We start from the raw sequence: 25,843 nt of genomic DNA, 5'->3' as shown, positions 1-25,843 counted from the left end.
AAAACAGGCCGCTCAAATGCTTTTGAGCGGCCTGTTTTATTTATGGGTCAGGTGTTTTGAACTTAATGCCCGTGTCCGTGACCGTCTTCCTCACTGTTTTTACCTTTAGCCAGTAGGGTGAAGGCTCCCTGTGTCACCAGATCTATGGCACTGAGGTCCAGCGTAGGGTCAGCCAATGAGACTTCTGAAAAACCATCTTCACTGATTCCTTTATTCACCTCGATCATCTCATAGGCATAATGCGGCTGACCATTTTCCATTTTCTTTTCCAGGAAGGTGAAGACAAAATGCCTGCCCCCAAAGCGCACTATGGCCTCATCAGGAGCAGCCCATACCGCGTGGCTCCCCGTTTCTATTCGGGCCGATACATACATGCCCGGCAGTAAATCAGCGGATTCTTCCTTCAAGTGACCATGTACCGTCACTGTGCGATCTTCTCTGACTCCACTGCCAACGAGAAAGACTTGTGCCTCACGCCAGGTATTGAGATTATTGGCTAGCGAGAAGCGGATGCGCTGACCCTTTGCCACCAGGGGAATGTCATCCTCAAAGACGGAGAGTTCTACATGGAGGTCTTCGGAGTTGGTGATGTTCATAATGGCATCCTGAGGGCCTACATATTTGCCCACATTGGTGAAAACCTCCCGAACCGAGCCATTCTCCGGCGAGTAGATACTCACACTGGATGAGATCTCACCTGCCTGCACCTTTCGGAGATCAAACCCAATGAGCTTCAGACGGGCTTCCATAGACTTGATCCTGGCTTCATTGGATAGGTAAGCACTTTTGGCTTGCTGGAAACTCTTTCCTGAGGCCACTTTTTCATCATATAGTGATGATTGTCGCTCGAAATCTGCCTTTAAGTACTCACGATTCGCCAGCCCTTCCAGGTACTCCTGCTGAAACTGGATAAACTGGGGATTTTCTACCGATACCAGAAACTGACCTTTTTTCACCCGGGTACCGGGCAACATTTCTGTATACTTCACAAAACCACCATAGGGTAAATTGATGGAGACGTTGCTTTGTGGCGGAACGTCGATGATGCCACTTACCCGTAACTCTGACCCGATGGTTCGCTGCTCTATTTTACCGAGCTGGATATCTGCCAGGTCATACTGTGCCTGAGTCAGTTCTACTTTATTCCCTTCAGCATGTTCTTCATCCTCCGTTTCATTCACAGGTGAAGAGCAGGAGATCAATAGGGGTGTCAGGAGTGCCCATGCGATATAAATAAGGTGATTGAATGTTATGTTTTTCATGATTTCGTTTTTAAAGAATACCGGAGATGTAACTGATCCGAATGAGTGTCTGGTTGTATTGGTTGAGAATGTCCAGATAATTGAATTTGATAGAAAGGGCACGGTCCAGGCCTTGTACATACTCCACATAGCTGATTTCTCCACTCGCAAACCCTTTTTGGGACTGCTCCAGAATGAGTTCTGCCTGAGGAAGTGCATTTTCCTGATAATACGACAAGCTGGACAAGGATTTTTGATACTGCTGAATGAGAGCACTTAGCTGCCCGTTAAGCTCATTGGTCATTGCTTCCAGTTGGAGGTTAGTTTGCTGCTTTTTCAGCTCTGCTGCCTTGACCTCTGAGACCTGTGCACTCGCTCCGAAAAGCGGGATGGCAAGGCCCACCTGAAATCCCGTAAACCGATCTCCTGAGGAGTATACCACAGGGTCTCCGGCACGGGTCTGGCCTGGTCCGTTGAGCGATTGATTGAAATACCCCAGTCTGATGTCGGGGAGTAGTTGGGCCTTTTCCAGAGATTTTTGCCTGTCGGCCACTTCAATTTGCTGTTGGTACCACGCCAGGGTGGGGTTATCAGAAATGCTTGGTTCTTCAGACAAATGGAAATCTTGCTGTAAAAGCATGGGCTCCATCGCTATACCGATGTTGTCGGTGGTGTTGAGCAGGGTTTTTAGCTGTGTCCTGAGTATTTCAATGTCCGCTCTGGTTTGCTGAATTCTTACTGCGATTTCGGCTACCTGAGAGGCTGCAGTAGCCTTTTCCAGTAGGTTGCTTTCACCCGTTTCATACCTGAGAGTGGCCGATTCTGCAAAGCGTTGGAAGATACTGTCCTGGCTCAGAAGCAATTGAAGCCTGCTTTCTTGCCACCACCATTCATACCATGTGACCTTCACCTGTTGCTTCAGTTCATTGGCCGAGGCTAAATAACGTCTCTCCTGACTCTCAATTTGTGCGCCAGATAATTTCCTCTGGTTGGCATACACAGTAGGGAAAGCCAGGCTTTGGCTGATGTTGAATTGGTTATCATCAGTATAGGCACTGTTATACTGACCATGTGTAAGAGAAAGCTCCGTTTTCGGGATGCTCCAGCTTGCACCTTTGAGCACGCGTTGTTGCTCGGTTTGCAGGTCTATGGCCCTGAGACCCGGGTTATTTTCCAAGGCCAGGGCCATAGCCTCATCAGCCGAGAGGTACCGTACTCCTGACTCCTGTGCGTAGGAAGGTGTAGCATATAAACAAGCGGTTCCCAGCAGCACAAGGAGGAGTGCTCCTGGTCTGAGTTTGATGTTTTTCTCAAAATAGTAGTACAGTACAGGTAGTACCACGAGCGTAAGCAGGGTGGCCGTAATGAGCCCGCCAATGACCACTGTGGCCAGTGGTTTCTGTACTTCTGCACCGGCAGAGACAGACAGGGCCATGGGCAGGAAGCCCATAGAGGCAACCGCGGCTGTTAAAATTACTGGTCGCAGACGCACGCGTGTTCCCTGATAAATTCGCTCGAAAACATCAGCGACACCATTAGATTTCAGCCGGTTAAACTCTGATATGAGTACGATTCCATTGAGTACTGCCACTCCAAACAAAGCAATGAATCCAACTCCCGCGGAGATACTAAAGGGCATGCCCCTCATCCAGAGGGCTAAAATGCCACCGATGGCCGAAAGCGGAATGGCGGTAAAGATCAGAATGCCCTGTTTTATAGACCCGAAGGTGAAATACAGTAGAACGAAAATAAGCAGAAGTGCCAGGGGCACTGCAACGGCCAGCCTCTGGCGTGCCTCCACCAAATTTTCAAATTGGCCACCATAGGATATGGCATACCCTGGTGCCAGAACTACTGAGGCTTCTATTCTTCTCTGGATCTCTGTGACAATGCTCTCCACATCCCTGTTTCTGACGTTGAATGCCACGATGATCCTCCTCCTGGTGTCATCACGTTGAATCTGGTAAGGCCCATCTTTGATGGAAACATCCGCCACCTGATAGAGCGGAACCTGATGACCGTCCGGTCTTACCACGTAGAGGTTGCGTACATCATCCAGGTTGCTTCTGTTGTTTTTGCTGAGTCTTACTACCAGATCGAATCGTTTCTCACCTTCGTAAACAAGGCCAGCGGAAGAGCCGGCAAAGGCGGCCTGAATGGTTTGATTAACCTCCCTCACATTGAGACCAAACTTGGCCAGCTGATCCCTTTTATAGTCGATCACTATTTGAGGGATTCCAGTGACCTCCTCTATATATAAATCGACAGCCCCATCTACCTCAGAAACAATTTTGCCGATCTGCCCTGCGTAACCTGATAGGCTCTCCAGGTCTTCACCATAGATTTTAATCGCCACATCCTGACGCACTCCTGTCATGAGTTCATTAAATCGCATTTGGATGGGCTGCTGAAAACCAAAGGTCACACCGGGGATGACTGAAAGGGCCTCCGACATTTGATTGGCTAAGTCTTCGCGGTTGGAAGAGGATACCCATTCGCTTCGGTCTTTGAGGATGATCATGAGGTCTGCTGCCTCGGGAGGCATGGGATCCGTGGGGATCTCACCTGAGCCAATTTTTGATACCACCTGTTCAATTTCGGGAAACTGGGCCAGGAGTATTTTTTCAGCTTGCGTGGTGGCTTTGATGGTGTTTTGGAGCGAACTGCCGGAAATCACCCTGGTTTCTACGGCAAAATCACCCTCCTCCAGCGTGGGGATAAACTCGCCACCCATGGTGGAGAATACCCACAAGGAGCATGCGAAAAAGGCTGCTGATAGGGTCAGTATCAGAACTCTTTTATGCATGACCCATCGGATGGTTGGGGAATATACTTTATGAAAAAAGGTCATGATTTTATCCGAAATATTGGCTTTGTATTCGGTTTTCTTACTTAAAAACATGGCGGAGGCCATTGGTACATAGGTAAGCGAGAGAATGAATGCACCTAATATTGCAAAACTCACCGTCTGAGCCATTGGGCCAAACATTTTGCCCTCGGTTCCTACCAGCGCCAGAATGGGCAGGTATACAATCAATATGATTATTTCGCCAAAAGCTGCCGAATTCCGAATCTTACTGGCGGACTGATAGACCTCCTCATCCATCTCAGACTGAGTGAGTTTCCTTCCCAGTCTAAGCAAGCCCAGATGGTGCATGGTGGCTTCCACAATGATCACCGCACCATCCACGATCAGGCCGAAATCAATGGCCCCGAGACTCATCAGGTTGCCCGAAACACCGAATAGATTCATCATGGAAAAAGCAAATAACAAAGCCAGGGGAATCACTGAAGCCACAATGAGACCCGCTCGTAAGTTGCCCAGGAGCAGCAATAAGACAAAGATCACAATGAGAGCTCCTTCTGTCAGGTTTTTGGTAACAGTGCCAATGGCATTATCAACCAGTTTAGTTCGGTCGAGAAAGGGCTCTATGATTACTCCCTCGGGCAAGGTCTTTTGAATTTCTTCAATTCGGGATTTCACATTGTAAATGACGTCAGCGGAGTTCTCACCTTTCAACATCATCACAATGGCACTCACCACCTCACCGTTTCCATTTTTGGTGGTGGCCCCATACCGAATGGCACTCCCAAGCTGCACCTTCCCGATGTTCTTGATCAGGACTGGTATGCCATCCTGATTGTTCTTAATTACGATATTACCTATATCCTCCAGACTACTGATGAGTCCCTCACTGCGAATAAACAGCGCAGAGAGCCCCTTTTCTATGTAGGCACCGCCGGTGTTTTCGTTATTGGCCTCCAGGGCACGAAATACCTCACCTATGGATACATTCATAGCCTTGAGATGATCTGGATCTACGGCGATTTCATATTGTTTGAGGTACCCACCAAAGCTACTGACGTCCGCTACTCCGGGTGTGCCGAGCAACTGCCTACGCACAATCCAGTCCTGAATGCTCCTCAGTTCACGGGCATCATAGCGGTCTTCATAGCCAGGTTGGGTGCCTATCACGTATTGATAGATTTCTCCGAGACCCGTGGTGATGGGTGCCATGCCGGGCTTGCCCACACCAGGTGGAATCTGAGCTTCTACGGCAGCCATCCGCTCGTTGACCTGCTGCCGGGCCCAGTAAACATCGACTTTTTCTTTAAAGACGATGGTGACCACTGATAAGCCAAACCGAGAGAAAGAACGAATTTCCTCAATCTCCGGAATGGTGGCCATCGTGATTTCCACCGGGAAGGTAATGAGTCGCTCCACTTCCTCGGCGGACAATGAAGGCGAGGTGGTAATCACCTGCACCTGATTGTTGGTGATATCGGGGACTGCATCAATAGGCAGTTGCCGAAGAGAATATCCACCCCAAACGACAAGCCCTAAAGTGAACAGGCCGATGATCAGTTTATTTTGAACTGAAAATCGAATGATTTGATCAAGCATAAGTAATGATGATTAGCTTAAATTCTGTAAATAAATGATGTCTAAATCCCAGTGGGATTCAGGAAGAGGTTTGAGGATAGGGTATACAACAGCCCTTCGGTCAGCATGGACCGATGAAACCTCTTAAATATGACTTATTGGGTGTTTAACCTTTGGGTGGTTGAAAGGGGGAGTCGGGATAGGCTGTGGAAGTAGGAGCCAGGTAAATACAAAAATTGGAAACGGTGCTGAATGAAGGCGATTTCAACTGTTGGGTCAGTACCGGAGTAACAAACACAAAGATGTGCCCACAATGGTGGTTGCCATGAAAGGGTAGGTTATCATGATTATCATCCTCATGATGTCCATGCTCATCGCCCGTACCTTCAAAGTAATCTTCTGCCAGAAACTCAAGAAAGGAGTCGTTATCGAAGGCCCGATGCTCGTAAAAATGTCTGATGAGATTAGGAAGCTTAGGAAGTTCACAGCACAAATCCGAAATAGGACCCAAGGCCTGGATGACCAGCAAGAGTGCAATAAGGACGGATTGATGAGACTTCATAGGTGCACAAATATAGAAAGTTTGGGTTGTTGGCAGGGTAATAAGAGCGTCTTTCGTTCAACGATTAATTATGGGGCGAGTTTTTCAAGGAATTCCACCATGTCGTCATGAATGCTGAGGCGTTTGCGCAGGCGATATCGGGCTGTTTCTATTCCCCGGATGGAAATATTCATAATGGGTGCTATTTCTTTGTTGGTCAGGTTCATTTTTACCAATGCACAGAGTCGGAGCTCCTTGCTGGTCAGGTCAGGGTACCGTTCCTTGAGCTCGCTGAAAAACTCGTGGTGGGCGCGTTCGAAATTGGCTTCAAATACTTTGATGTAGTCATCATCGTTGAGCCGTATCTTTATTTTACGAATGAGTGATTTTAGATCCTGTCGCGTTTTTTCGTTTCTTGTGTTATTCTCAAGGTCTGTGAGTTCTTCGCGGAGTTCTATCATGAGCTCCTGCTTGCGTGAGAGTAGAGTGGCGTAGTTCGCCAGTTCTTTGCTTTTCAGCAGCAAATCTTCCTCCAGAGAAGTTTTTGTGGATTCAAATTGGTTTTTTTCCTGAGCCAGTTGCATCCTGTCCAGTTCTAATCGGAGTATTTTATTCTGCTTCTCCGCTTCGAGAATGGTTCTTTGCCTTTGTTCTTCCAAGAGCCTTAAAATAACTTTGACACAGAGGAAAATCAGCGCCAGTCCAAGGATGAAATAGCTCACAAAAGCCAGTGTGGTCTGATGCCATGGCGGCCTCACGATGAGCGTGTGTTGAGCGGTCAGAAATGATTCACCTAGTTTACTCTTTGCTCTCACAGAAAACTCATAGGTGCCGGGATCCAGAGAATTATATTCTTTCCAGGGTTTATCTTCCCAATCTGACCAGACCTGGTCGGCACCTGAAAGTTGGTAACTATACCTTACATCATTTAACATATCCATCTGGGGTACTGTATATTCAAATCGGAGGTTTTGAGTCTGTGATGCCAAAATCTCGAGAGGGTTGTCCAGTGGTAGCAGAATGCGGGAGTTGCCATTTTGATAACTAAGCTGACTGATCCTTACGGAATGAGGGACAGGAGAACCTGTTCTTGAGGATAGATCAAAGGCGAACAGCCCTTTTTTCGTACCGATCAGCACGCCATTGTCCAGGAGGGTGATCGATTCCATGTGCTTATTAAATGTCCCGCGTGTCTGTAAAAAAGCTTCACTTTGAAGGACAGGGTTATCTTCATGGTTGAAATACCCGACCTCATCATTGTGAATGTACCAGGTACGGTCCTTGGTTTCCATGATTTTTCTGGTTTCGATGTTAGGGTCCAAAATATCATTGAGCAATGAATGGGGTTGAAAAACGTCTAACGAATCATTGAAGGAGTAAAGACCTTTGCTGGTTGTAAAGACTGGTTCGCCTTTCCATGAGAACACATTGACCTTGTAGGGGGAAGGGAGTCCGGCTTCTTCAAAATGCTCCACGCTGACCACACTTTGGTAGTCAGGATTTATTTTTATTCGGAATACACCTTTGAAGCCATGACATACCCAGAAGACACCTGGTTCACTCTGAAGGATGTCTCTGCTGGACTCTGAAAAACCCGAAATCACATTATCGATCTGAAAATCGCCCGTCGAATTGATGCTCATTAGGTAGGGAGCATAGTAAGTGCAGACCAGATAGTGTCCCGGTTTTTCCTGTATGGGGATCACCTTCCAGACCCCATCGGATGCCGGAATTTGTTTAATGTCTTTACCCTTTATTACAAACAAGCCCTTTTCATGACCACAAAGGAGCTGATTTTCAATGGACGTAAGTGACCATGCTTGTCCATCGAGACCTGCTATAGGCTCAAACTGCATGTGTTTGAAGGGGCCACCTGTAAGTCCCTGGACCGATGCCCACACGCCCTGATTGGTAGCTATGTACCAGATGCCCTGAAAGAGCTGAACATCAAATACGGAAGCTTTATTAAAAACAGTGGATACAGGTGAGGAGAGGTTGATGCAATCAATCCCGTTTTCTAAAAGAACCCAAAGATTGCCGTTTTTACTTTCATAGAGGTTGTTTACTGACTCATCTTGCAGACCTATGATGGGCTTGTTAAGGGGAATTGTTTTGCCATTGGCCGTCAGCATGATCAGTTGATCAGCTAATGTGCCGATGTAGTAATCTCCGTCCTTTGTCCTTACTGCCCCTGTTACCTGATTGGTGGATGTTTTATTAAATAGGTTTCTTACAAGTAAGAAGTGTTTACTCTCGAGGTGGTAGCTATATATCTGACCATCTCTGGTGAAGATACTTAACGTTTCTGCTGAGTTGCCTGCGGTAATGGATACAATGGGATTCCACTGATACAGTGGTTTGGGGATTAGCAGGTCAAAGTTCATTGTATGCAGATCGAACTCTTTGATACCATCTTCCCAGTTGGCCATGTAAAGACGATCATCCACGACAGCAGATGAGTAAAAGCCACTAGTAGGTATAGTGAGTGCTTTTTGGCCCTTAATGGCAATCAGTTTGGACATGCTTCTGAAAATGATGTGTCCTTGTACCTCGTGAATGTCATAAACAAAGTCCAGGTTCAGGTGATCCACCTTAGCCATATCAACCATAGAGCTGTATTGGTACTGACCAAACTTATCCCGTTCTACGGTGCCAAATTCATTAAATCCACCCAGGTAGACCTTGTGGTCAGATCCGTAGTAGAGTGATTTGACAAGAGACTTATTGGGTAGTTCCAGCCGCGCCCAGGTTTCTCCATCAAAAATGAGTAAACCGTCCTGATTGCCAAAGTATTTCACCCCAGAAGAATCCTCGCACATGGCCATCATCATTGGGTCACTTTGGAAGTCGTCCAGTCCAAAGTGGATGATCTCCGGAGCCCCTCGCACTGAGGGATTCTTAGCGAATGGTTGCTCCTGAAATCCATGAGCAATACCTGTGTGTAGTGTGAAAATTGCGATCCAAATTCTTGGTTGGATTCGGTTCATAATCATATTCTGTCGTGTGCCACTTCCAAATTACTTCATTATGAAATATTCTCCAGATGCAATCATCCTAAACAGGGGTGAATTTTGTGCTTAGCCACTCCATTTGAGGCATTGCACCTGATCAGATTGGTTACATGGTCTTTGGTGATCATTGTTTTTTTGGAATAAGAACCAGCTGATAGTCAGTGGTTTAATTCTATGTGATGTAATCATGTTTATCAATGGTGATAGTCGGGTGTATTTAAAGCGTAGTTGCGAATAATGTAAAAAACGAGGTGAATTATATATTTGGATTGAGTCTTTCGCAATTGAAATCGATTTCTATTAAGGATTCATTAATTATTATCTCAACCTAATTAATCATTCATCAACTAAACAATCACTATGTTAAAACTTAGACAATTATTAATGATTGCCCTCATGACCCTGATAGGGTGGACGGCCAATGCACAAAACTGGCAGCTGGTCTGGGCAGATGAGTTCACCAATGGTATTGGCCCCGATTGGGTCTTTGAAACAGGTACGGGCTCAGGTGGCTGGGGCAACAACGAGCTCCAGTATTATCGCCAGCAAAACGCCACTGTGCAAAACGGCGAACTGGTGATCACAGCCAAGAATGAGAGCTTTGGCGGTATGAACTATACCTCTGCCCGTATGAAGACCCAGGGTAAGAAATCCTGGAAGTATGGCAAAATAGAGGCGCGGATGCAATTGCCTGCCTTTCAGGGGTCGTGGCCTGCCTTTTGGATGCTTGGCGACAACATCACCTCGGTGGGATGGCCTTCCTGTGGTGAAATTGACATCATGGAACAAACCAATACCAGTGACCATGTGCTTGGCACCATTCACTGGAACAATAATGGGTACGTCTATTATGGAGGCAACACAGCAGCCAGTGTGACTGGTTATCATGTTTACTCTATTGAGTGGGATGCCAATGCCATCAAATGGTTTGTAGACGGTAACCTCTATCATACGGCCAATATTCAGAATGGGATCAATGGAACCAGCGAGTTTCATGAGAAGTTTTTCATCATACTCAATCTGGCCGTGGGAGGAAATTTGCCAGGCAATAATGTCAATAATGGAGCACTTCCGGCTTCTGTGAAAGTAGACTATGTACGTGTGTATCAATCTACCGGAGGGGGCACTGGAGCTCCGGTCGGTCAAACGATCTGGCTGCGAGGTTCCAACGGGCTGTATGCGTCCTCGGAAAATGGAGCTGTACCCATGAACTGCAACCGAAATTCAGTGCAAGGCTGGGAACAATTCACTGTGGTCAGTGCCGGAGGCAGTAAAATCGCTTTACGAGGAAGTAATGGAAAGTACGTCTCCTCCATGAATGGTCAATCGGGCATGATGTGCGACAGGACTACGGTACAAGGCTGGGAAGCCTTCGACTGGGTAAGCAACGCCAACGGAACGATTTCCTTAAGGGGAAATAATGGGTTGTATGTGTCGTCGGAGAACGGTCAGTCACCTATGATCTGTGATCGCACCACCATTCAGGGCTGGGAGCAATTTACCTGGGGAACCGGCGCAGGAGCCCGACAGGCACCTGAGCTGGATTCGGAGCTCTCGGAGCCAGTTGCTTTAACGGTATTCCCCAATCCGGTGACGAATCATGAGTTCAAAGTGCGATGGGATCATCAGGTAAGCCCTGAAGTGCAATTGTCATTGATGGATGTATCAGGAAAAACTGTCTATACGGCTGTAGCTAAAGATGGGCTGGAAAATGTGGTATTGCCATCGCATCTGAGAAAGGGTGTGTATATACTGGGTATCACATCAGAAAAAGGCACTGAAACCAGAAACCTAATTATCAAGTAAGTACTAGCTATCATTCCAACCAAAAAACCCCGTGGCACTAGCTACGGGGTTTAATGCTTTCGAGTCAACCCACGAATGGGTTAACTTACCAGTTGTGTAGTCTCCTAATCTGAGATCATGGTTTTCAACGAGATGAGTTCCGTATGGAGCTTGTCTACTTTCTGCTCCAGGGTTTCTATGTCTTCCAGTTTTCCTTCCTGTCTCTTTCTCAACATTTCCCTTTGAAGTTGATTTAGCTCTGACTGTAGCGCCAGAAGGTTTCTTTGTGATGTCAATTGCATAACGGCGGTGTTATTTTGGTGGCTATTTAAATTTAAGACAAATCTGTGGCTGTTACCCCCAAAAGAACGGTTAAAACTTATCCACAATTGTGTGGGTGATTCAGAAGTTGTTGAGTCAGGGAGAGTTGTAAATATTTGAGTTTGTTTGGTCAGCCATCATTGATTACTTTCCATTGTTCTTCCCATTTATCCGATTGATGAAATATGTAATGCTGAGAGTGTTTTGGTTACCCATCATGTTGGGCGTAGTGTCCTGTCAGCAGGTGACCACCAAGGAACTTGCCGGCTTGTGGGAGTTGGAACATCTCGAAGTGGACGCGGTGCCCAGGTCTGCCAATCCCACCTTTCTGGAGATCAACGCCAACAGTAGCTTTGCAGTGTCCAGAGTGTCCGGTGATCAGGTGGGAATGTATCATTTTGATTCACCTTTGATCAGATTTCGAAGCGAAGACCGTTCGTGGTTCAACACCCAATGGAAAATAAAATACTTCAAAGAGTTTATTATTTTAAGAGGGGTGGAGGAAGGCTACAGAGGCACTCAGTTGCGGTTGAAAGAATTGAAACAATTCCTGATTTTGCGGAATTTGAGGAGCGAGTGGTTGGAAGGTGGCATATGTATAAAATCAGGAAGAACGGAGAAGTGGAGAAGGTTTCTGCCTCATTTACACTGGAAAGGAATGGAAATTACAGGATGGAGGATCAAAATGGACTCTTGGAAAAGGGAAGGGTCATCATCAATACCAGGCATCGGAAACTCATTTTTGAGCATGATCAGACCCAGTGGGCGATGTGGTTTTACGGAGATGAGCTCCGCCTGACCAATGAGCAAATGGGGCTACAGTACAGCCTCCGAAGGATGCCTTGACCTCAAAAACCAAGTCTGGAAGCCCAAAAGAGAATCATCTGGCACGAGATTTGTAAAGTCAAGTGCTGTGCGCTGAATAATCTCATTATCCTAAAGGCACTCACGGTTTTTCTGTGAGCATTTTTTGTCCCATATCTGGTTATACATTTTTTTACCTGTGACGGGAATAGGGCTGAGGAGCTGAAGCGCACAAGGTCAAATACTCAAAACAAATGTTTTCAAAATTTTCTACTTTTCTAACTCTTGTCCTGGGGATAGGGGTTTTAGGATGTGTTGATGAAAATGAGCTCGAACCAGGTCTCGAGCCAGTTTCAAAAACATCGATTGATTTCGTCGATAAAGATCTCTTTATTGAAAGTGCTGGCGATTCTCTACCATTGGGAATTTCGCTGGATCAGATGCCCACCACCGATGGGCAAGTAAGTATTCAGCTTGGTGGTACCGCCAGATATGGTCTGGATTATACCACAAACCCATCTGCAGAGGATGGAGTGATTGAGCTTCCTATTCTTAAGGGTAAGCAGTTTTACGAAATAGCCGTTTATCGCTCATCTACGCTGGATACGACTGATAGGCAGGTAAGTCTTACCCTGCTCAACCCTTCGGAAGCGTTCCAATTGGGCACCGAGAAAGTGTCCAACATGCACTTGGTTAAATCATTATCAGAGGAGCCAAACAACTCTGAAGGTGCTGAAGTCAACTTTGCAGATTCATTCGTCCACCTGGTGGAGGGTGAGGACTATCTGATAGAGCTAACCATTGAAGGTAGTGTGGAGCATACCGTTCCCCTTACCATCAGCATCGTGACGGATGGACGTGTCTATGGCACCCATTTCACCACTTCTCCCGCTTCCGTTTTGGGTGAAATTGATTTGGAGGTGAACCCGGGAATGGAATCTGTTTTCTTTTCTTTTAATTCCATCAATGACCGACTGTCACTTGGCACTTTCGAGATTTTGTTCCAAATAAACGACCTCAATGATGACCTGACGGTAGGTAACAACCCAACCCTGACTGTGAAGATAGAGGAGGATGATGTAGTGTCTAATGAGCTTCATTCAATAGCTGAACTACGCGCTAAGTTCGAGGAGCATGGTGATCAGTTTTGGTTGGGAGATGACTACTTTATCAAAGGTGTGATCACCTCTGGTTCGAATGTTCAGGATGATAAAATCGCCTACATCCAGGATAGCACAGGGGGGATCTTTCTGAGATTTAGTTCAGAGAGGATGGTTACCCTTGGAGACCATGTACAGCTCAACCTTAAGGGGGCTACAGGGGCATTGATCAATGGACAGAAGGGCATGATGGACGTGAATGATCTTGTCGGAATTAAAATCGCTGAGAAAGTGTATGTGCAACCAGAGATCATCACTTTTGAGGGGTTACACAGTGGCCTTTATCAGGGTAAAAAGGTCAGAATAGACAATGTATTCTTCCCTCAGGCCAATGGCGTGCGTACTTTTGAGGGAAACTGGGCCATATCTAATGACCACAGTGGAGCCACCGTGACTACCTATTCTGGGGCAGAGTTCAGCGGGGTAGTGTTGCCCAATGGTACTCTGTCAATTATTGGGATTGTAGGGGACTGGGGACGCATCTTGCCTCAGACCTATGCTCAGGACATCAGAAGATAAGAGCAGTATACAATAGCAAAAACCACAGGCCAGGAGCCTGTGGTTTTTTTGTTTTATATGTTTACTTTTTAATAATCCTGGTGGTATAGGACCCTGTGGAGGTTTTGATACTCAGTAGGTAATGCCCTGCTTTCAACTGAGATACATCCAGAGGTGATGTCTCCTTATATTCAGCCCATTGGATCATTTGCTTTCCGGAGAGGTCATGGATTACAGCGGCCTGTATGATTTCGTTTCCAGGTACTTTGAGGCTGAGCAGATCCTGGACAGGATTGGGATAAACGATCAGTTTTTCTGTCGATACTGCGGTTTTTATATCCACTTCTGTGGCTGTTCTGGACCCTCCGGCACTGGTGATTTTGAGCCAGTTGATGTTCCAGCCGCCAGCCAGTGCTTTGATGGCAATTTGCTGCTGACCAGCGGTAAGACTCACGGTGTGTGAAACTGATTCCCAGTTTTGCCAGCCACCTGTATTTGGAACAGACCTGGTACCATACACAGGGCTTCCACCTGCTTTTTCTAACTGTATCATGCCGTTGCTGTTTGGGCTGGATACCCGATATTCTACGGTATAAGGACCATTGGAGGGGATGTTCACATCCCAAACCATCCAATCATTGGCATCTATCCACCCGACATTAAGTCCTCCTTCGGCGCATGCTTCGGTCTGGGTGCCGGACTGCACAGCCGTATTTTCGGCTTCTATGGTCGTGGACCATCCCGAAGAAACCTGAGCGACCACTACAGAGCTGATGTCATCATTGAAACCCTCATTGACCAGACAGTTATCACTAGAGGTTTTTACCAATACATTCCCACCAAAGTTGTCATGCTGATACATGGTGATCTGGTAGCCGCTTTGTAGCTGCAGAGAGGAGATGTCATCATTGGCGACTCCAAGGGCCTGGAGCTGTCCCAGGGTATAGCTGCCCACATTGAGGGAAGCTGAGTAGCCACCATAATCGCAATGCTGATAGAGCGTGGCTACACCGCCACCTCCACTGGTGGTTCCATAGAAGCCCCCGACAGTAATCTTGATATTGGTAGGGCTGGGAGTATGAATGGTTGCAGACTGATCGAATACGTCATCATAGGCGAACGCATAGGTTTGCCCATCCACGCTAATGTCTGTTTGGTGCCAGAATTTGGCATACCAGTTATATGGCCAGGTTTGATAGTAAGAGGAAATATTGCCAAAATCCTGCAGTACCCCGGATCCGACATTCAGGTCTATGGCATGCCGGGTGATGGCTGCTACAAACTGAGCCTGTACTACCAGATCCCACTGGGCTCCGGAGGCCATTACACCACTGCCTTCCATGGCCTCAATCGTAGTGGGTTTACCAGGAATGGTGGCTACCTGGCCATCCCCATCTCTTGTGAAAACAAATTGGTTTCCCTGGACACTACCTCTCCATACACCTGCTTGTCCCGAATTGAATACCAGCTGCTGACTGGAATACTTAGACCAGATGGCATCAATGTATGATTGAAAAAAGTTGGTGGGGAAGGTGCTTGTCTTAGTGGGAAAGTGGATGGTTCCTTCGGAAGCATTCAGAAGGCTCTGAAACTCAGAAGGAGCAGTGCTCTGCCATTGGGAGATGATCTGTGCATGTGTTTTCTTTTCGCCTACTTTTTTGTAAAAGCCATTGCCCCATACTTCCAGTCCCATCGGATACTGATAGGAATCTACACGTGAGGTATTGCACCAGAGTCCATAGTCATTGAAGGTTAACTCAACCAACTCAAATTTAATGCCCTGATTGGGGTCGGTGGGATTTGCCAGGTTAGGTGCAGCGTATCCGCTGGGGTTTCCTGAGTGACCAAAGAAGTAAAGAAAAAGCTGGCTTTCGAAGGAAATCATAATCCTACAACCGGCTATTTTTGGGATGTTGATGGTGTGGTTGGGGATTTCACTCAGTCGACGAAAGCAGTTGGCATATTTACCGTCGCCTCCGGGTCCCTGGTTCCCACCGTTCACAGGTCCCTGCACGGTGTTGTCGGATTGACTCATGGGATGCACCTGGCCAGTGGCGGGGTCCACCCAGACGTGACCATCTGTGATTCCTACGATGGCCACAAATACCTGATTGTCCGGATATTCTGAATTATTTTCCACAAGATAGGGAAGGGTTTGTGCCCAGGTAGTGAGGCTCCATAGGAGCATCACGGTCGTTGCGACAAAGAATTTGAGAATCCAATGTGACGGGTAAATTTTGGTTTTCATGATTGTAAAGGTTTATGGTTAAGAATGGGCCGGAACTTTCCGGCCCTTGGTTGGATATAGCTGATTACTTTTTGATGAATCTCATTTTGGTATTGCTCAATGACTCCACTAAAAAGTAGGAGCCTGTATTCAACGAGCTCACATCTATGGTAGAGGAGAGGCCATCTTCACTGCTCAAAATACCCCCCAGGACAGTTTTGCCACTTAGGTCATAAATCTGATAGTTGCCCAAACCCTTGAGTCCTTTGATATTCAATAGATTGGATGCAGGATTTGGGAAAATGCTCAACGAGATTTCTGGGGTGGGTTCGGGTACTGAAGGTTCCGAAACCACTCTGCTGCCGCCAGCGCTGGTTATTTTAAACCAGTTGATGTTCCATCCGCCGGTGAGTGCTTTGATGGCGATCTGTTGCTGGCCACCGCTTAAGCTGATGGTGTGCGCTACGGTGGTCCAGTTTTGCCAGCCACCAGTATTCTGAACAGATTTTGTACCATACACAGGGCTTCCACCTGCTTTTTCTAACTGGATCATTCCATTGCTATTTGGGCTGGATACCCGATACTCCACGGTATAAGCACCATTGCTCGGTGGGTTAATATCCCAGACCATCCAATCGTTGGTGTCTATCCAGCCTACATTTTGTCCTCCTTCTGAACAAGCTTCTGTCTGTGTGCCGGATTGCACGGTCCAGTTCTCTGCTTCTATGGTGGCAGACCAGCCTGAGGAAGCTTGTGCTACGATGACTGAGCTAATGTTATCATTGAAACCCTCATTGACCAGGCAGTTGTCATTGGAAGTTTTTACCAGAGAATTTCCGGTGAAGTTATTGTGCTGATACATCGTCAGCTGATAGCCGGACTGAATCTGGATGGATGAGATGTCATCATTGGACACTCCGAGCGCCTGAAGTTGTCCTAAGGTATAACTGCCAGGGTTCAGCGAAGCTGAGTAGCCACCATAATCGCAGTGTTGGAAGAGGGTGGCTACGCCATTGGAGCTGCCACCTCCACTTTGGTATACCCGTACATAGTCTACATACATTTTGGCAGGAAGGGCTCCATTGTCCACATTAAACCCAGGCCAGTTACCGCCGATGGCCATATTGAGGAGGATGAAGAAGTTGTTGTGAAACTCTGAGGTGCCGTTCACTCCACCAGCAATGCTGGCTTCATGGTATAAATTACCATCCAGAAACCACTTGATGGCGTTGGCATCCCATTCCACAGCGTAAGTATGGAAGGCAGTTACATTCGTGCCGGTGCTTCCACTATAGTTGGCATAACTGTTATTGTGGTCCTGCCAGTGGATGGTGCCATGGGTGGCGGCTTCTGTGTTGACGTGCTCCATTACATCGATTTCGCCACAAGATGGCCAACCAACTGAGGTGATGTTGTCGCCAAGCATCCAGAAGGCCGGCCATACCCCCAGGAAAGAAGGCATAGCGATACGAGCTTCAATTTTCCCGTACTTCCAGGACTTTCGTCCCTGTGTTTTCATTCTGGCGGAGGTATAGTTCATACCACCGAAACTCTCATTTTTCGCAGTGATGACAAGTTGCCCGTTTTCAACAGTGGCATTTTGCTGACGGTAATACTGAAGCTCGTTGTTGCCCCAGCCGCCAGACCCGGTACCGGTCTCAAAGACCCAGTCCGGCCCGATGCCATTGGTAAACTCATCTGCCCACACCAGGTTCCAGTTTTGAGCCTGAGTGAATATGGAGGAACACAGCCCCAGGGCAAGTAATAGGGTGTTTTTGATTGATTGGTTGTGTAATAGGGTTTTCATGGTGATAGGTTTATTGTTTGATAAATCGTAGGACCTTTTTTGATTTGCTGTGGCTGATGAAGTAGATCCCGGCCTTCAATTGCCGTACATCAATTTTCTTATGATCCTCCTGGGGGCTGTTGTGACCGTTTGAAACGGTCTTTCCATTCAAATCATAAATGGTATAGCGCCCCATATCTGCAGAGCCCTGCACTTCCAAGTAGTCAGATGTAGGGTTGGGGAAAATCCTTAGGTCAGGATGATTAATGTGTGACTTTTGGCTTTCCAGGGCAATGCGAGATCCACTTGAGCTGGTCAGTTTGAGCCAGTTGATGTTCCATCCGCCTGTGAGTGCTTTAATGGCGATCTGTTGCTGTCCTGCTGTGAGGTTGATGGAGTGAGATATGGTAGTCCAGTTTTGCCAGCCACCGGTATTGGGGACAGACCTTGAGCCATATACGGGACTTCCACCAGCCTTTTCGAGTTGGATCATACCGCTACTGTTGGGGCTGGCCACGCGGTATTCCACGGTGTAAGTACCACTGCTCGGTGGGTTAATGTCCCAAACCATCCAATCGTTAGTATCTATCCAACCGACATTTTGTCCACCCTCAGCGCAGGCCTCGGTCTGTGTGCCGGATTGTACCGTCCAGTTCTCTGCCTCTATGGTTGCTGACCAGCCCGAGGAAGCTTGCGCTACGATGACTGAGCTGATGTCGTCATTGAATTCCTCATTGACCAGGCAGTTGTCGTTGGAGGTTTTTACCAATACATTTCCGGTGAAGTTATCATGCTGATACATAGTGATCTGATACCCATTTTGTACCTGTAAGGAGGAGATGTCATCATTAGCTACACCGAGGGCCTGGAGTTGCCCCAGAGTGTAACTGCCAGTGTTGAGGGAGGCTGAGTAACCACCATAATCGCAGTGCTGGAAGAGTGTGACCACCCCTGATCCTCCGGTGGTTCCCATTTCATCCTTGATGGCTTTGAGCAGAGCGTATTGTCCTTGTACATCGTGATCCAGAGTCCAAATCATGATGCCGCCGCCCTGGGATTTGGCCAGGGCTGTCTTTGCTTTTATGGTATTGATGCCATTGTAATAATCTCCATTAAAATAATCGGAATAAGGATCAGCTCCTTCGGCGATGAGGGTGTTGTATCCCTTCCAGCTTGGTCTGGCATAAAAGGGGACTCCAATGACTGCCTTTGCCGCAGGCAGGCCACGGCCCTTGTAGTAATTGAGGGCACTTTCAGCATAGCTATATGGGGAGTGCCCGGCACCCGCATCTCCATCATATGCCATGATGTTGAGGAAGTCCACGTAACCGAATACCTGGCTGGAGATGCCATCAGCAGCCCAGGCGGATCCATTTACCGCTGCTGTGAGTAATTTCCCCTGGTTGTGAAGGGCAGTAGAGAGCTGTCCCATGAGTAGGGTGAAATTGTTATCGGGTGCACCATTGACGGGCTCTGGGAATTCCCAGTCAATGTCAGCTCCATCCAGGTTGTACTGGTTGATCACACTAAGCACATTGTTTACGAAATTATTTCTGGAGGATGCTGAGGCCGCCAGGGTATTAAATCGGCCGTCATTGCCACCACCATCACCCAGATCCCAGCCACCTATGGCGATGAGGACTTTCACACCTTTGGCATGTCCCTGACTTACGAGGCTTTGAAGCTTGGCTGGATTTTCAATGGCCTGAAGACCGCCCGAGGCTGTGGGTAGGGCAAAGGCATAGTTAATGTGAGTGAGTCTATCGTAATCAATGTCATTGGCACTTCCGAGCCATGACGGAGTATAGCCCACTATTTTCTGTGCGTGGACTGTGGCCATGGACATGAAGACAAAAAGAAAGAGTAGGAATGTTATATGTTTCCATATAATGGATTGTGGTGAGGGAGGTTGGTGTCCCCACTTGATTGAGTTGGTTTTCATAGGTTTGAATTTGGTTGGTATAATGCCTTAGATAGGCGTTGCGATTTCGCACAGGTCAAGTGTCAACCTATGTGGCAGTCGCCTATCTGTCTTCTATTAAGGTGAGTGGTTAAATCCCGCTATGTTCTAATGTGATCTAAAGGTTGTGTCCCGTAGATCGGGACCGTAACAGGTTTCTGCGAAAAGGGAAATTTCTTCAGCAGCAGGAGTATTGATACTTTGCTCCAGATAGGAGAAGGTAGTAGGTGTTTCATCATTGTTGGATACTTTTTGGTTAAGGGTACTGCAGTTTAGCAGTACTTTGAATTGATCCCAAAATACCCACCACTCAAAAACCTCACACAAATACCCGATACTACGCAAAAATTACGTACCCCTATGGTGTTAAGGTTGTAAGTATTTGGTAATCAATTATTTGTGATTTAACTGACCCACGTGACTCGGGCAGTTGGAAAGGGTAATCCGATACTTGGTTTGGTCAGAATTTGATGATGAATTCACTGAGGTTGGTTTCGCTGCTGAGGTTGAGATGCTTCCTCAGGCGATATCGGCAGCCCTCAATGCTACGGATTGTTATATTCATCATCGAAGCTATTTCCTTTGAAGAAAGGTTTAGTCGGAGGTAGGCTGCCAACTGGAGGTCTTTAGGAGTGATGTCAGGAAACTGGCATTTGAGACGCTCCAGGAAATCCTCGTGTACTTTGTCAAAGTGAATTTTGAATTGGCGCCAATCCTGGTCCGTATCTATGTCCTGGTTGATGTGTTTGATCACCCGCTGAATCAACTCCTTATTGGAGTCCTTTGCTTTTTTGAGCAGGCTTTCCAGGTCCTCACGCACTTTGATGAGCACTCCGTTTTTTTGAGTAATCATCATGATAGAAGCGGCCATTTCAGCATTGAGCACGTCCATTTTTGACCTGGAAATGGCAATTTCAGCCTCGAGTTTTTCATTTTTAAGGGTGATCAATTCCTGCTCTGTGAGAAGTTTCTCAGCATTGTATTCTTCACGATTTCTTTGAAGCACATCCATTTGTGCCAGCCGTTCTTTGTTTTGAGCGTTTTCAATCCTCTTTCGGTAGAGTTTCATCAAACCGACTCCTATCAGCAAAAAAGTGATGACGTAGGCTACTTTGGCCATGGTGGTCAGGTACCAGGGAGGTAATACTTTGAACGAATAGTGAGCCTCTTTGCTTTCAAACCCATAGACATTGGTGGCTTTGACTCTGAAGATGTACTCTCCAGCCGGAAGGTTGGTATAGGTTTTCGATAGTTCATGCTCACCGGTAAACCAGCTCTTGTCAAAACCTTCCAGATAGTAGCTATAGGAAGTCTGATCGGGCGATTCAAAATAGTCACTGGCATAATAAAACCGGATAGCATTTTGATCGTACCGGAGTAGCGGAGGATCCACATGATCAGAAATAGGTTTTTGCTGATCGATGGGTAGTTGTCCGTAAAGGAGGGAGTCATTGGTTACGCAGCGCACTTCAGTGATGGAAGCCAGGTAGGGCTTGGCATAATTCCGATTTACCGTACGATCAAAAAGAACGATACCATTCTTGGTTCCAAAAAGGACGGCATTTTGGCTGAGTGAGTTGATGTTTTCAAATCCCGGATTGAAACGGCCTTGCAGATGCTGCAGGGGAGCCTTGGTGACTTCATATTTTTCATTGTCGTAAAAGTCAATGATTCCCATTTCGTCATGCATGTCCTGACCTTTGATGTACCATACCTTGCCGTCATCCTCCTTCAATAGGCGGATATGCTGGGTATTGCCCAATATGCGCGTATATAGCGGATCTGCCACCATCGAGTCCAGGGCGTAATCATACTGATAGGTACCGCGTTCGGTACCAAACAAAACCTGATTTTTGACTTTGAAAAGATTGACAAAGAGACTTGTAGGAAACCCATGCTCCTTTTTGTAAAGCTTCATCTCAGCGAAGCGCTTCATTGCTTGATCCAGCCGGAGCCTGTAAATGCCTTTGTATCCGTGGGCCATCCAGATGTTGTTTTTGTCATCCAGCTCTATGATTCGGCTGGTTTCTTCAAATCCCTCAATTTTCCGCAGGTATCTGAAATCACCATCGGAGAGCTCAAATAGGTGAATGCCATCATAGGCACCCTGGAGATAGTATTTTGGATTGCCTTCCCGAATGGGTATAAGGTTCCAAACACCTGTGCCTTCGAAAATTCTGATGGCAGAGCTGCCCTCAATTCGGTAGAGCCCTTCATGTTGACATACGTATATCTGACCGTCGATGAGATGGAGGTTCCATACCTGACCAGACAGCCCCGTGATCTGCTTGAAGTGCAGGGTTGGTGTGAGGGGGTTTTCCTGGTCGTTCCATTCGGTATAGAATACCCCTGAATTGGTGCCCACATACAGTTTGTCATTGTGAATGAGCGTGGAGGAAACAGTTCCTTCTAATTCGTAATTGTCTGCAATCTTATATAGAGGAATGGCGGTTTGCACATAATCAATGCCCGTTTCTGTCGCCACCCACAGGTTACCGATATGATCAGAACCGATGGCAAGAATGGTGTTGCTTTGCAGGCCGTTGCTTTTGTTGAGCCATTGGATAGGCCTGAAGGCATCATCTAGTATCAGCAGTCCGGCACCCACGGTGCCCACTGCCAGATAATCATTACGTAGTTTGTACAGACATTGTATTTTGTGCCCTTGCATGAAAGCGCTACTGATGTGTTTTTCAGGCACTATTTTACCATTCTCAAAGGTGAGAATGCCGTGGTGCTGGGTCACGAGTTGCAGGCCGCCATGATGATTGTCAAAGATTCTGAGGACGGTGCCCTGTACATCTGCACCGCTGATGACCTTGCGGAGTCCGGTCGGTTTTACTACATAAATGTTAAATGAGCGATCTTGCACCAGAATAGAATCGCCAATCTTGGAAAACCCGTCAATCATTGGAGTTTTTATCACATTGATGGTGTCATCCTTGTAGATATAGACGGCACCTCTGGCATGAAAGTGAATGCCGGAGGATGTCTCCAGAATGGCCCAGATGTCGCTAAACTCTCTTGAGTCTTCAGGAACCTTGGAGAGCAGGGAAATGTAACGTTTCTGACCGGCATTGTTGATTTTGAGGTAGCCAAACTCGTTTTGTGCTCCTATATAGATGGTGCTGTCCCTTCCTTTGTAAATAGACCAGACTACGGTCTTGTTGGTGGGTTGTGTAATCAGACTCCAGTCTCTGCCATTGTATTCCAGCAGGCCGTAGTTATTGCCGAAGAGCATCCTTCCCTGATCATCCTGAAGGATGCTCCAGTTTTGGGCACCGGCCTGGTATTCATCATAAGTGAAATTGCGGATGTTGGGTACACCCTTATTTCCTATCTGGCCGTAGGCGATCTGGCCACAGATGAGCCCCCATAAAAGCATACATAATCGTTGGTTCACCACTTATAGGCTGCTGGTCAAAAAAGTGTTGTCTAATGCGCATATTACAAAATTTTATCTTAATTCCTGAAGGAAAACCCTGCGGTGGCACTACTTCAAATTTACTTCATATGTCACCCCATTTCATTTTTTAAGGCTTTTCCCTTCCCGACCAGTTGACCGGGTGAATCCATTCATCTGTCATATCATGTCGTTTGGAGACAGTTGGTTACTGGTGGTCGAAGTTTCACCAACTCCTACTATTTTGGAAGTGCCTTTTGATAATAAATGGGTAATTTATCAGCCAAACCATCCAGGCAGTATGAATATTTCTTTGATTAATGCTGAGTTGCAGCCATTAGCCAGGGTTTTTGATCTCTTATCCAATCATCAACCAGATCAGTCTTTTATTATTTATGGAATAAAAAAAGAGGATCTTAAATCACTTAATTCTTTCATTGATTCGCTTCAGTTTTTGAAAGCAAAATCTCTAGGGGAGCGGCAATTGATAGCACCCGGAGAGGTTTTTCTGGTTCAACAAAAAACAGCATTTTACATGGACGGCCAGTACATCGGAGCAAGGGAGCATACCGAATCGTCACATGAAAAGCATCGGGTAGATTTGACCTCACAGGAAGACGCGGCACGACATAAGTATCTGCTGGAGGTCAGCAGAGAACTGATCTGTACCCACGATCCGGGGGGTACTTATAAGTTTGTGTCCCCATCAGTGCACAAACTTCTTGGCTATGAGCCTGAGGAGTTGATAGGGAAGGATCCCTACACCTATTTTCATCCTGATGATATAGCGCATGTGGTGAAAACCTCCCATGACCTGGCGTTGAAGGGCCTTCAGCCTCACCGGGTTCAGTATCGCTTTCTGCACAAAAATGGCACCTATATTTGGCTGGACACTTATACAGAGGTGATCAAAAATGACATGGGAGGAATCAGCTCATTGATCACTGTATCTAGGGACATCAACGACTTGAAAGAAGCCGAGATCAGACTAAGAGAGAGTGATCAACGGTTTAGGGCTATCGCAAACAATATTCCAGGGGTCGTTTACCTGTGCCGAAATGATGAGACCTACAGCATGCTATACCTCAACCTGGAAGTGATGAACCTGACCGGGTATACACCTGATGAATTTATTCAAAATCAGATCAGCTTTGTGGACCTTTATCACCCCGATGATAAGGAAACGATTTTTGCGAAAGTAGATTCGGCATTGGAACACAAGGAGCCTTTCCACATTACCTACAGGTTGAAAAACAAACATTCCGAAGATTGGGTCTGGGTGGATGAGTACGGGCAGGGAATCTATGAAGGCGATGAGCTGCGGCTGATTGAGGGTGTTTTGCTCGACATTACCGAGCGAAAGCTGGTAGAGTATCAGCTGGAGCGCTATACGGAAAATCTGGAGCACGTGGTGGCCGAAAGAACCCGGGAGCTGAAGGTGAAGAATGAGGCGCTTGTAAAAGGGAATAGTGAGTTGGAACAAGCCCTGAAAGAATTGAAATCAACACAGTCTCAGCTGATTCAGGCTGAGAAAATGGCCTCATTGGGGATACTGGCGGCTGGCATTGGTCATGAGATCAACAACCCACTGAATTTTATCAAAAATGGATGCTCTGGTCTGGTACAGGAGTTGAAGGAGCTCCCGGAATATGATGAAGAACTGCTCAAGCCATTTCTGGAAATCATCGATGATGGGGTGAACAGAGCAAGTGAAATAGTGAAGAGCCTCACACATTTCAGCAGACAGGTGAAAAGCATGGAGGAACGTTGTGTGATCCATGACATCATTGATCACTGTGTGGTAATGCTCCAGTCGAACCTCAAGCATAAAGTGCAAATAGTGAAGGACTATGCATCAGAGGAACTGGTTGTCATTGGCAACGAGGGCAAATTGCATCAGGCTTTTTTGAATATTCTGGCAAATGCTGAGCAGTCCATTCAGGAGCAGGGGCACATAGTGATTCGAACAGCCAGGCAAGAACATGGGATCGTTGTGACTTTTGAGGATGATGGAGAGGGGATTGCTGAGGAGAACCTTTCCAGAATAGGGGATCCGTTTTTTACGACTAAAGCCCCTGGGGCCGGAACAGGCCTGGGGCTCTTCATTACCTATACCCTCATCAAGGAGTTGAATGGAGAGGTTCAAGTGGAGTCTGAGCTAAAAAAAGGGTCAAAATTCACGATCACGTTTTCAAATCCTTAGATTTACATAAGGATGGTTGATCATAAAAACATAACGGTCTTATATGTAGATGATGAAAAAGATAACCTCTTTGTCTTCAAGGCTAACTTTAATCGGAAATTTGAAGTGATTACTTCTATTTCTGCCATGGAGGCTTTGGATGAACTGGAGGAGCATCACAATCAGATCATCGTGGTGATCAGTGATATGAGAATGCCGGTAATGAATGGTCTGGAGTTTATCAAAATTGCCAAAGCCAGGTATAGTAAAATCTTTTATTGCATCCTCACAGGGTATGGCTATGATGATGACATTCAGCAGGCCCTATCCGATAACCTGATTTTGAAATGCTTCACCAAGCCCTTTGATGCCCGCGAAATAGAAGATACCATTCTCCTGGCTGCCGCCAGTCGTTTGCAGGGCTGACTCAAAAAAAATGATCACTTTGTTAATGAGTCTTTTCGTCCCAAATATCCACTTTCCTGTCGAATAGTTGTCTTATAAATCACCGAACAGATATTAGCTTACTCAACCAGATAG

Annotated in this window: 14 protein-coding genes; 5 read left to right on the top strand and 9 right to left on the bottom strand. The window is 46.7% G+C overall.

The features are described 5' to 3' along the window. Nucleotides 1-62: 62 nt before the first annotated feature. The 4 genes from ACHKAR_RS08820 to ACHKAR_RS08805 all read right to left on the bottom strand — a co-directional run bounded on the left by ACHKAR_RS08820 (nt 63) and on the right by ACHKAR_RS08805 (nt 9,153). Entirely contained in the window at nt 63-1,262 is a 1,200-nt protein-coding gene (locus tag ACHKAR_RS08820; protein WP_395417091.1) for an efflux RND transporter periplasmic adaptor subunit, read from the bottom strand. A gap of 10 nt (nt 1,263-1,272) precedes the next feature. Further along, on the bottom strand, nt 1,273-5,646 hold the full coding sequence (locus tag ACHKAR_RS08815; protein WP_395417090.1) for a CusA/CzcA family heavy metal efflux RND transporter: 4,374 nt from the start codon (nt 5,644-5,646) through the stop codon (nt 1,273-1,275). Nucleotides 5,647-5,791: 145 nt separating this feature from the next. Further along, complete coding sequence (locus tag ACHKAR_RS08810; protein WP_395417089.1) at nt 5,792-6,187, bottom strand: hypothetical protein; 396 nt, start codon at nt 6,185-6,187, stop codon at nt 5,792-5,794. 68 nt (nt 6,188-6,255) lie between these two features. Next, nucleotides 6,256-9,153, bottom strand: coding sequence for a triple tyrosine motif-containing protein (locus ACHKAR_RS08805; protein ID WP_395417088.1), 2,898 nt, complete (start codon nt 9,151-9,153; stop codon nt 6,256-6,258). Nucleotides 9,154-9,537: 384 nt separating this feature from the next. Between ACHKAR_RS08805 and ACHKAR_RS08800 the strand changes: the two genes are divergently transcribed. After that, nucleotides 9,538-10,983, top strand: coding sequence for a family 16 glycosylhydrolase (locus ACHKAR_RS08800; RefSeq protein ID WP_395417087.1), 1,446 nt, complete (start codon nt 9,538-9,540; stop codon nt 10,981-10,983). Between the two features lie 104 nt (nt 10,984-11,087). On the opposite strand, the gene ACHKAR_RS08795 is transcribed toward ACHKAR_RS08800, so the two are convergent. Next, the gene (locus ACHKAR_RS08795; protein WP_159579540.1) at nt 11,088-11,264 is read right to left on the bottom strand and encodes a hypothetical protein; all 177 of its coding nucleotides are present in this window, start codon (nt 11,262-11,264) and stop codon (nt 11,088-11,090) included. 197 nt (nt 11,265-11,461) lie between these two features. Between ACHKAR_RS08795 and ACHKAR_RS08790 the strand changes: the two genes are divergently transcribed. After that, nucleotides 11,462-12,082, top strand: a complete 621-nt coding sequence (locus tag ACHKAR_RS08790) for a hypothetical protein (RefSeq protein WP_395417086.1) — start codon at nt 11,462-11,464, stop codon at nt 12,080-12,082. A 259-nt stretch (nt 12,083-12,341) separates the two neighbouring features. Then, a complete protein-coding gene (locus tag ACHKAR_RS08785; protein WP_395417085.1) occupies nt 12,342-13,766 on the top strand; it encodes a DUF5689 domain-containing protein in 1,425 nt (474 codons plus the stop codon). A 61-nt stretch (nt 13,767-13,827) separates the two neighbouring features. Here ACHKAR_RS08785 and ACHKAR_RS08780 read toward each other — a convergent pair whose 3' ends face one another. From ACHKAR_RS08780 to ACHKAR_RS08765, 4 genes are all read right to left on the bottom strand, one after another. Next, nucleotides 13,828-15,993 carry a beta-1,3-glucanase family protein gene (locus ACHKAR_RS08780; protein ID WP_395417084.1) on the bottom strand — a complete coding sequence of 722 codons (2,166 nt, stop codon included), beginning with the start codon at nt 15,991-15,993 and terminating at the stop codon, nt 13,828-13,830. Between the two features lie 64 nt (nt 15,994-16,057). After that, on the bottom strand, nt 16,058-17,779 hold the full coding sequence (locus ACHKAR_RS08775) for a carbohydrate-binding protein (protein WP_395417083.1): 1,722 nt from the start codon (nt 17,777-17,779) through the stop codon (nt 16,058-16,060). 10 nt (nt 17,780-17,789) lie between these two features. Next, nucleotides 17,790-19,700: a glycosyl hydrolase family 18 protein gene (locus ACHKAR_RS08770; protein WP_395417082.1), complete on the bottom strand. Its 1,911-nt coding sequence runs from the start codon at nt 19,698-19,700 to the stop codon at nt 17,790-17,792. A 478-nt stretch (nt 19,701-20,178) separates the two neighbouring features. Beyond that, the gene (locus ACHKAR_RS08765; protein ID WP_395417081.1) at nt 20,179-23,103 is read right to left on the bottom strand and encodes a triple tyrosine motif-containing protein; all 2,925 of its coding nucleotides are present in this window, start codon (nt 23,101-23,103) and stop codon (nt 20,179-20,181) included. 319 nt (nt 23,104-23,422) lie between these two features. Between ACHKAR_RS08765 and ACHKAR_RS08760 the strand changes: the two genes are divergently transcribed. Further along, nucleotides 23,423-25,324 carry a PAS domain-containing sensor histidine kinase gene (locus ACHKAR_RS08760; protein WP_395417080.1) on the top strand — a complete coding sequence of 634 codons (1,902 nt, stop codon included), beginning with the start codon at nt 23,423-23,425 and terminating at the stop codon, nt 25,322-25,324. Nucleotides 25,325-25,336: 12 nt separating this feature from the next. Beyond that, nucleotides 25,337-25,729, top strand: coding sequence for a response regulator (locus ACHKAR_RS08755; RefSeq protein ID WP_159579556.1), 393 nt, complete (start codon nt 25,337-25,339; stop codon nt 25,727-25,729). The last annotated feature ends 114 nt before the right edge of the window (nt 25,730-25,843 follow it).

Origin of the sequence: Marinoscillum luteum, from assembly GCF_044005705.1 — a bacterium.
GTDB classification, from domain to species: domain Bacteria; phylum Bacteroidota; class Bacteroidia; order Cytophagales; family Cyclobacteriaceae; genus Marinoscillum; species Marinoscillum luteum.
Note: the sequence above shows the minus strand (reverse complement) of the source record. Positions and strands in the feature narration are given on the sequence as shown.

Bases quoted from the DNA above. Each gene is read 5' to 3' on its own strand.
- ACHKAR_RS08820 (WP_395417091.1), bottom strand. From the start codon at position 1,262: ATGAAAAACATAACATTCAATCACCTTATTTATATCGCATGGGCACTC.
- ACHKAR_RS08815 (WP_395417090.1), bottom strand. From the start codon at position 5,646: ATGCTTGATCAAATCATTCGATTTTCAGTTCAAAATAAACTGATCATC.
- ACHKAR_RS08810 (WP_395417089.1), bottom strand. From the start codon at position 6,187: ATGAAGTCTCATCAATCCGTCCTTATTGCACTCTTGCTGGTCATCCAG.
- ACHKAR_RS08805 (WP_395417088.1), bottom strand. From the start codon at position 9,153: ATGAACCGAATCCAACCAAGAATTTGGATCGCAATTTTCACACTACAC.
- ACHKAR_RS08800 (WP_395417087.1), top strand. From the start codon at position 9,538: ATGTTAAAACTTAGACAATTATTAATGATTGCCCTCATGACCCTGATA.
- ACHKAR_RS08795 (WP_159579540.1), bottom strand. From the start codon at position 11,264: ATGCAATTGACATCACAAAGAAACCTTCTGGCGCTACAGTCAGAGCTA.
- ACHKAR_RS08790 (WP_395417086.1), top strand. From the start codon at position 11,462: ATGAAATATGTAATGCTGAGAGTGTTTTGGTTACCCATCATGTTGGGC.
- ACHKAR_RS08785 (WP_395417085.1), top strand. From the start codon at position 12,342: ATGTTTTCAAAATTTTCTACTTTTCTAACTCTTGTCCTGGGGATAGGG.
- ACHKAR_RS08780 (WP_395417084.1), bottom strand. From the start codon at position 15,993: ATGAAAACCAAAATTTACCCGTCACATTGGATTCTCAAATTCTTTGTC.
- ACHKAR_RS08775 (WP_395417083.1), bottom strand. From the start codon at position 17,779: ATGAAAACCCTATTACACAACCAATCAATCAAAAACACCCTATTACTT.
- ACHKAR_RS08770 (WP_395417082.1), bottom strand. From the start codon at position 19,700: ATGAAAACCAACTCAATCAAGTGGGGACACCAACCTCCCTCACCACAA.
- ACHKAR_RS08765 (WP_395417081.1), bottom strand. From the start codon at position 23,103: ATGCTTTTATGGGGGCTCATCTGTGGCCAGATCGCCTACGGCCAGATA.
- ACHKAR_RS08760 (WP_395417080.1), top strand. From the start codon at position 23,423: ATGAATATTTCTTTGATTAATGCTGAGTTGCAGCCATTAGCCAGGGTT.
- ACHKAR_RS08755 (WP_159579556.1), top strand. From the start codon at position 25,337: ATGGTTGATCATAAAAACATAACGGTCTTATATGTAGATGATGAAAAA.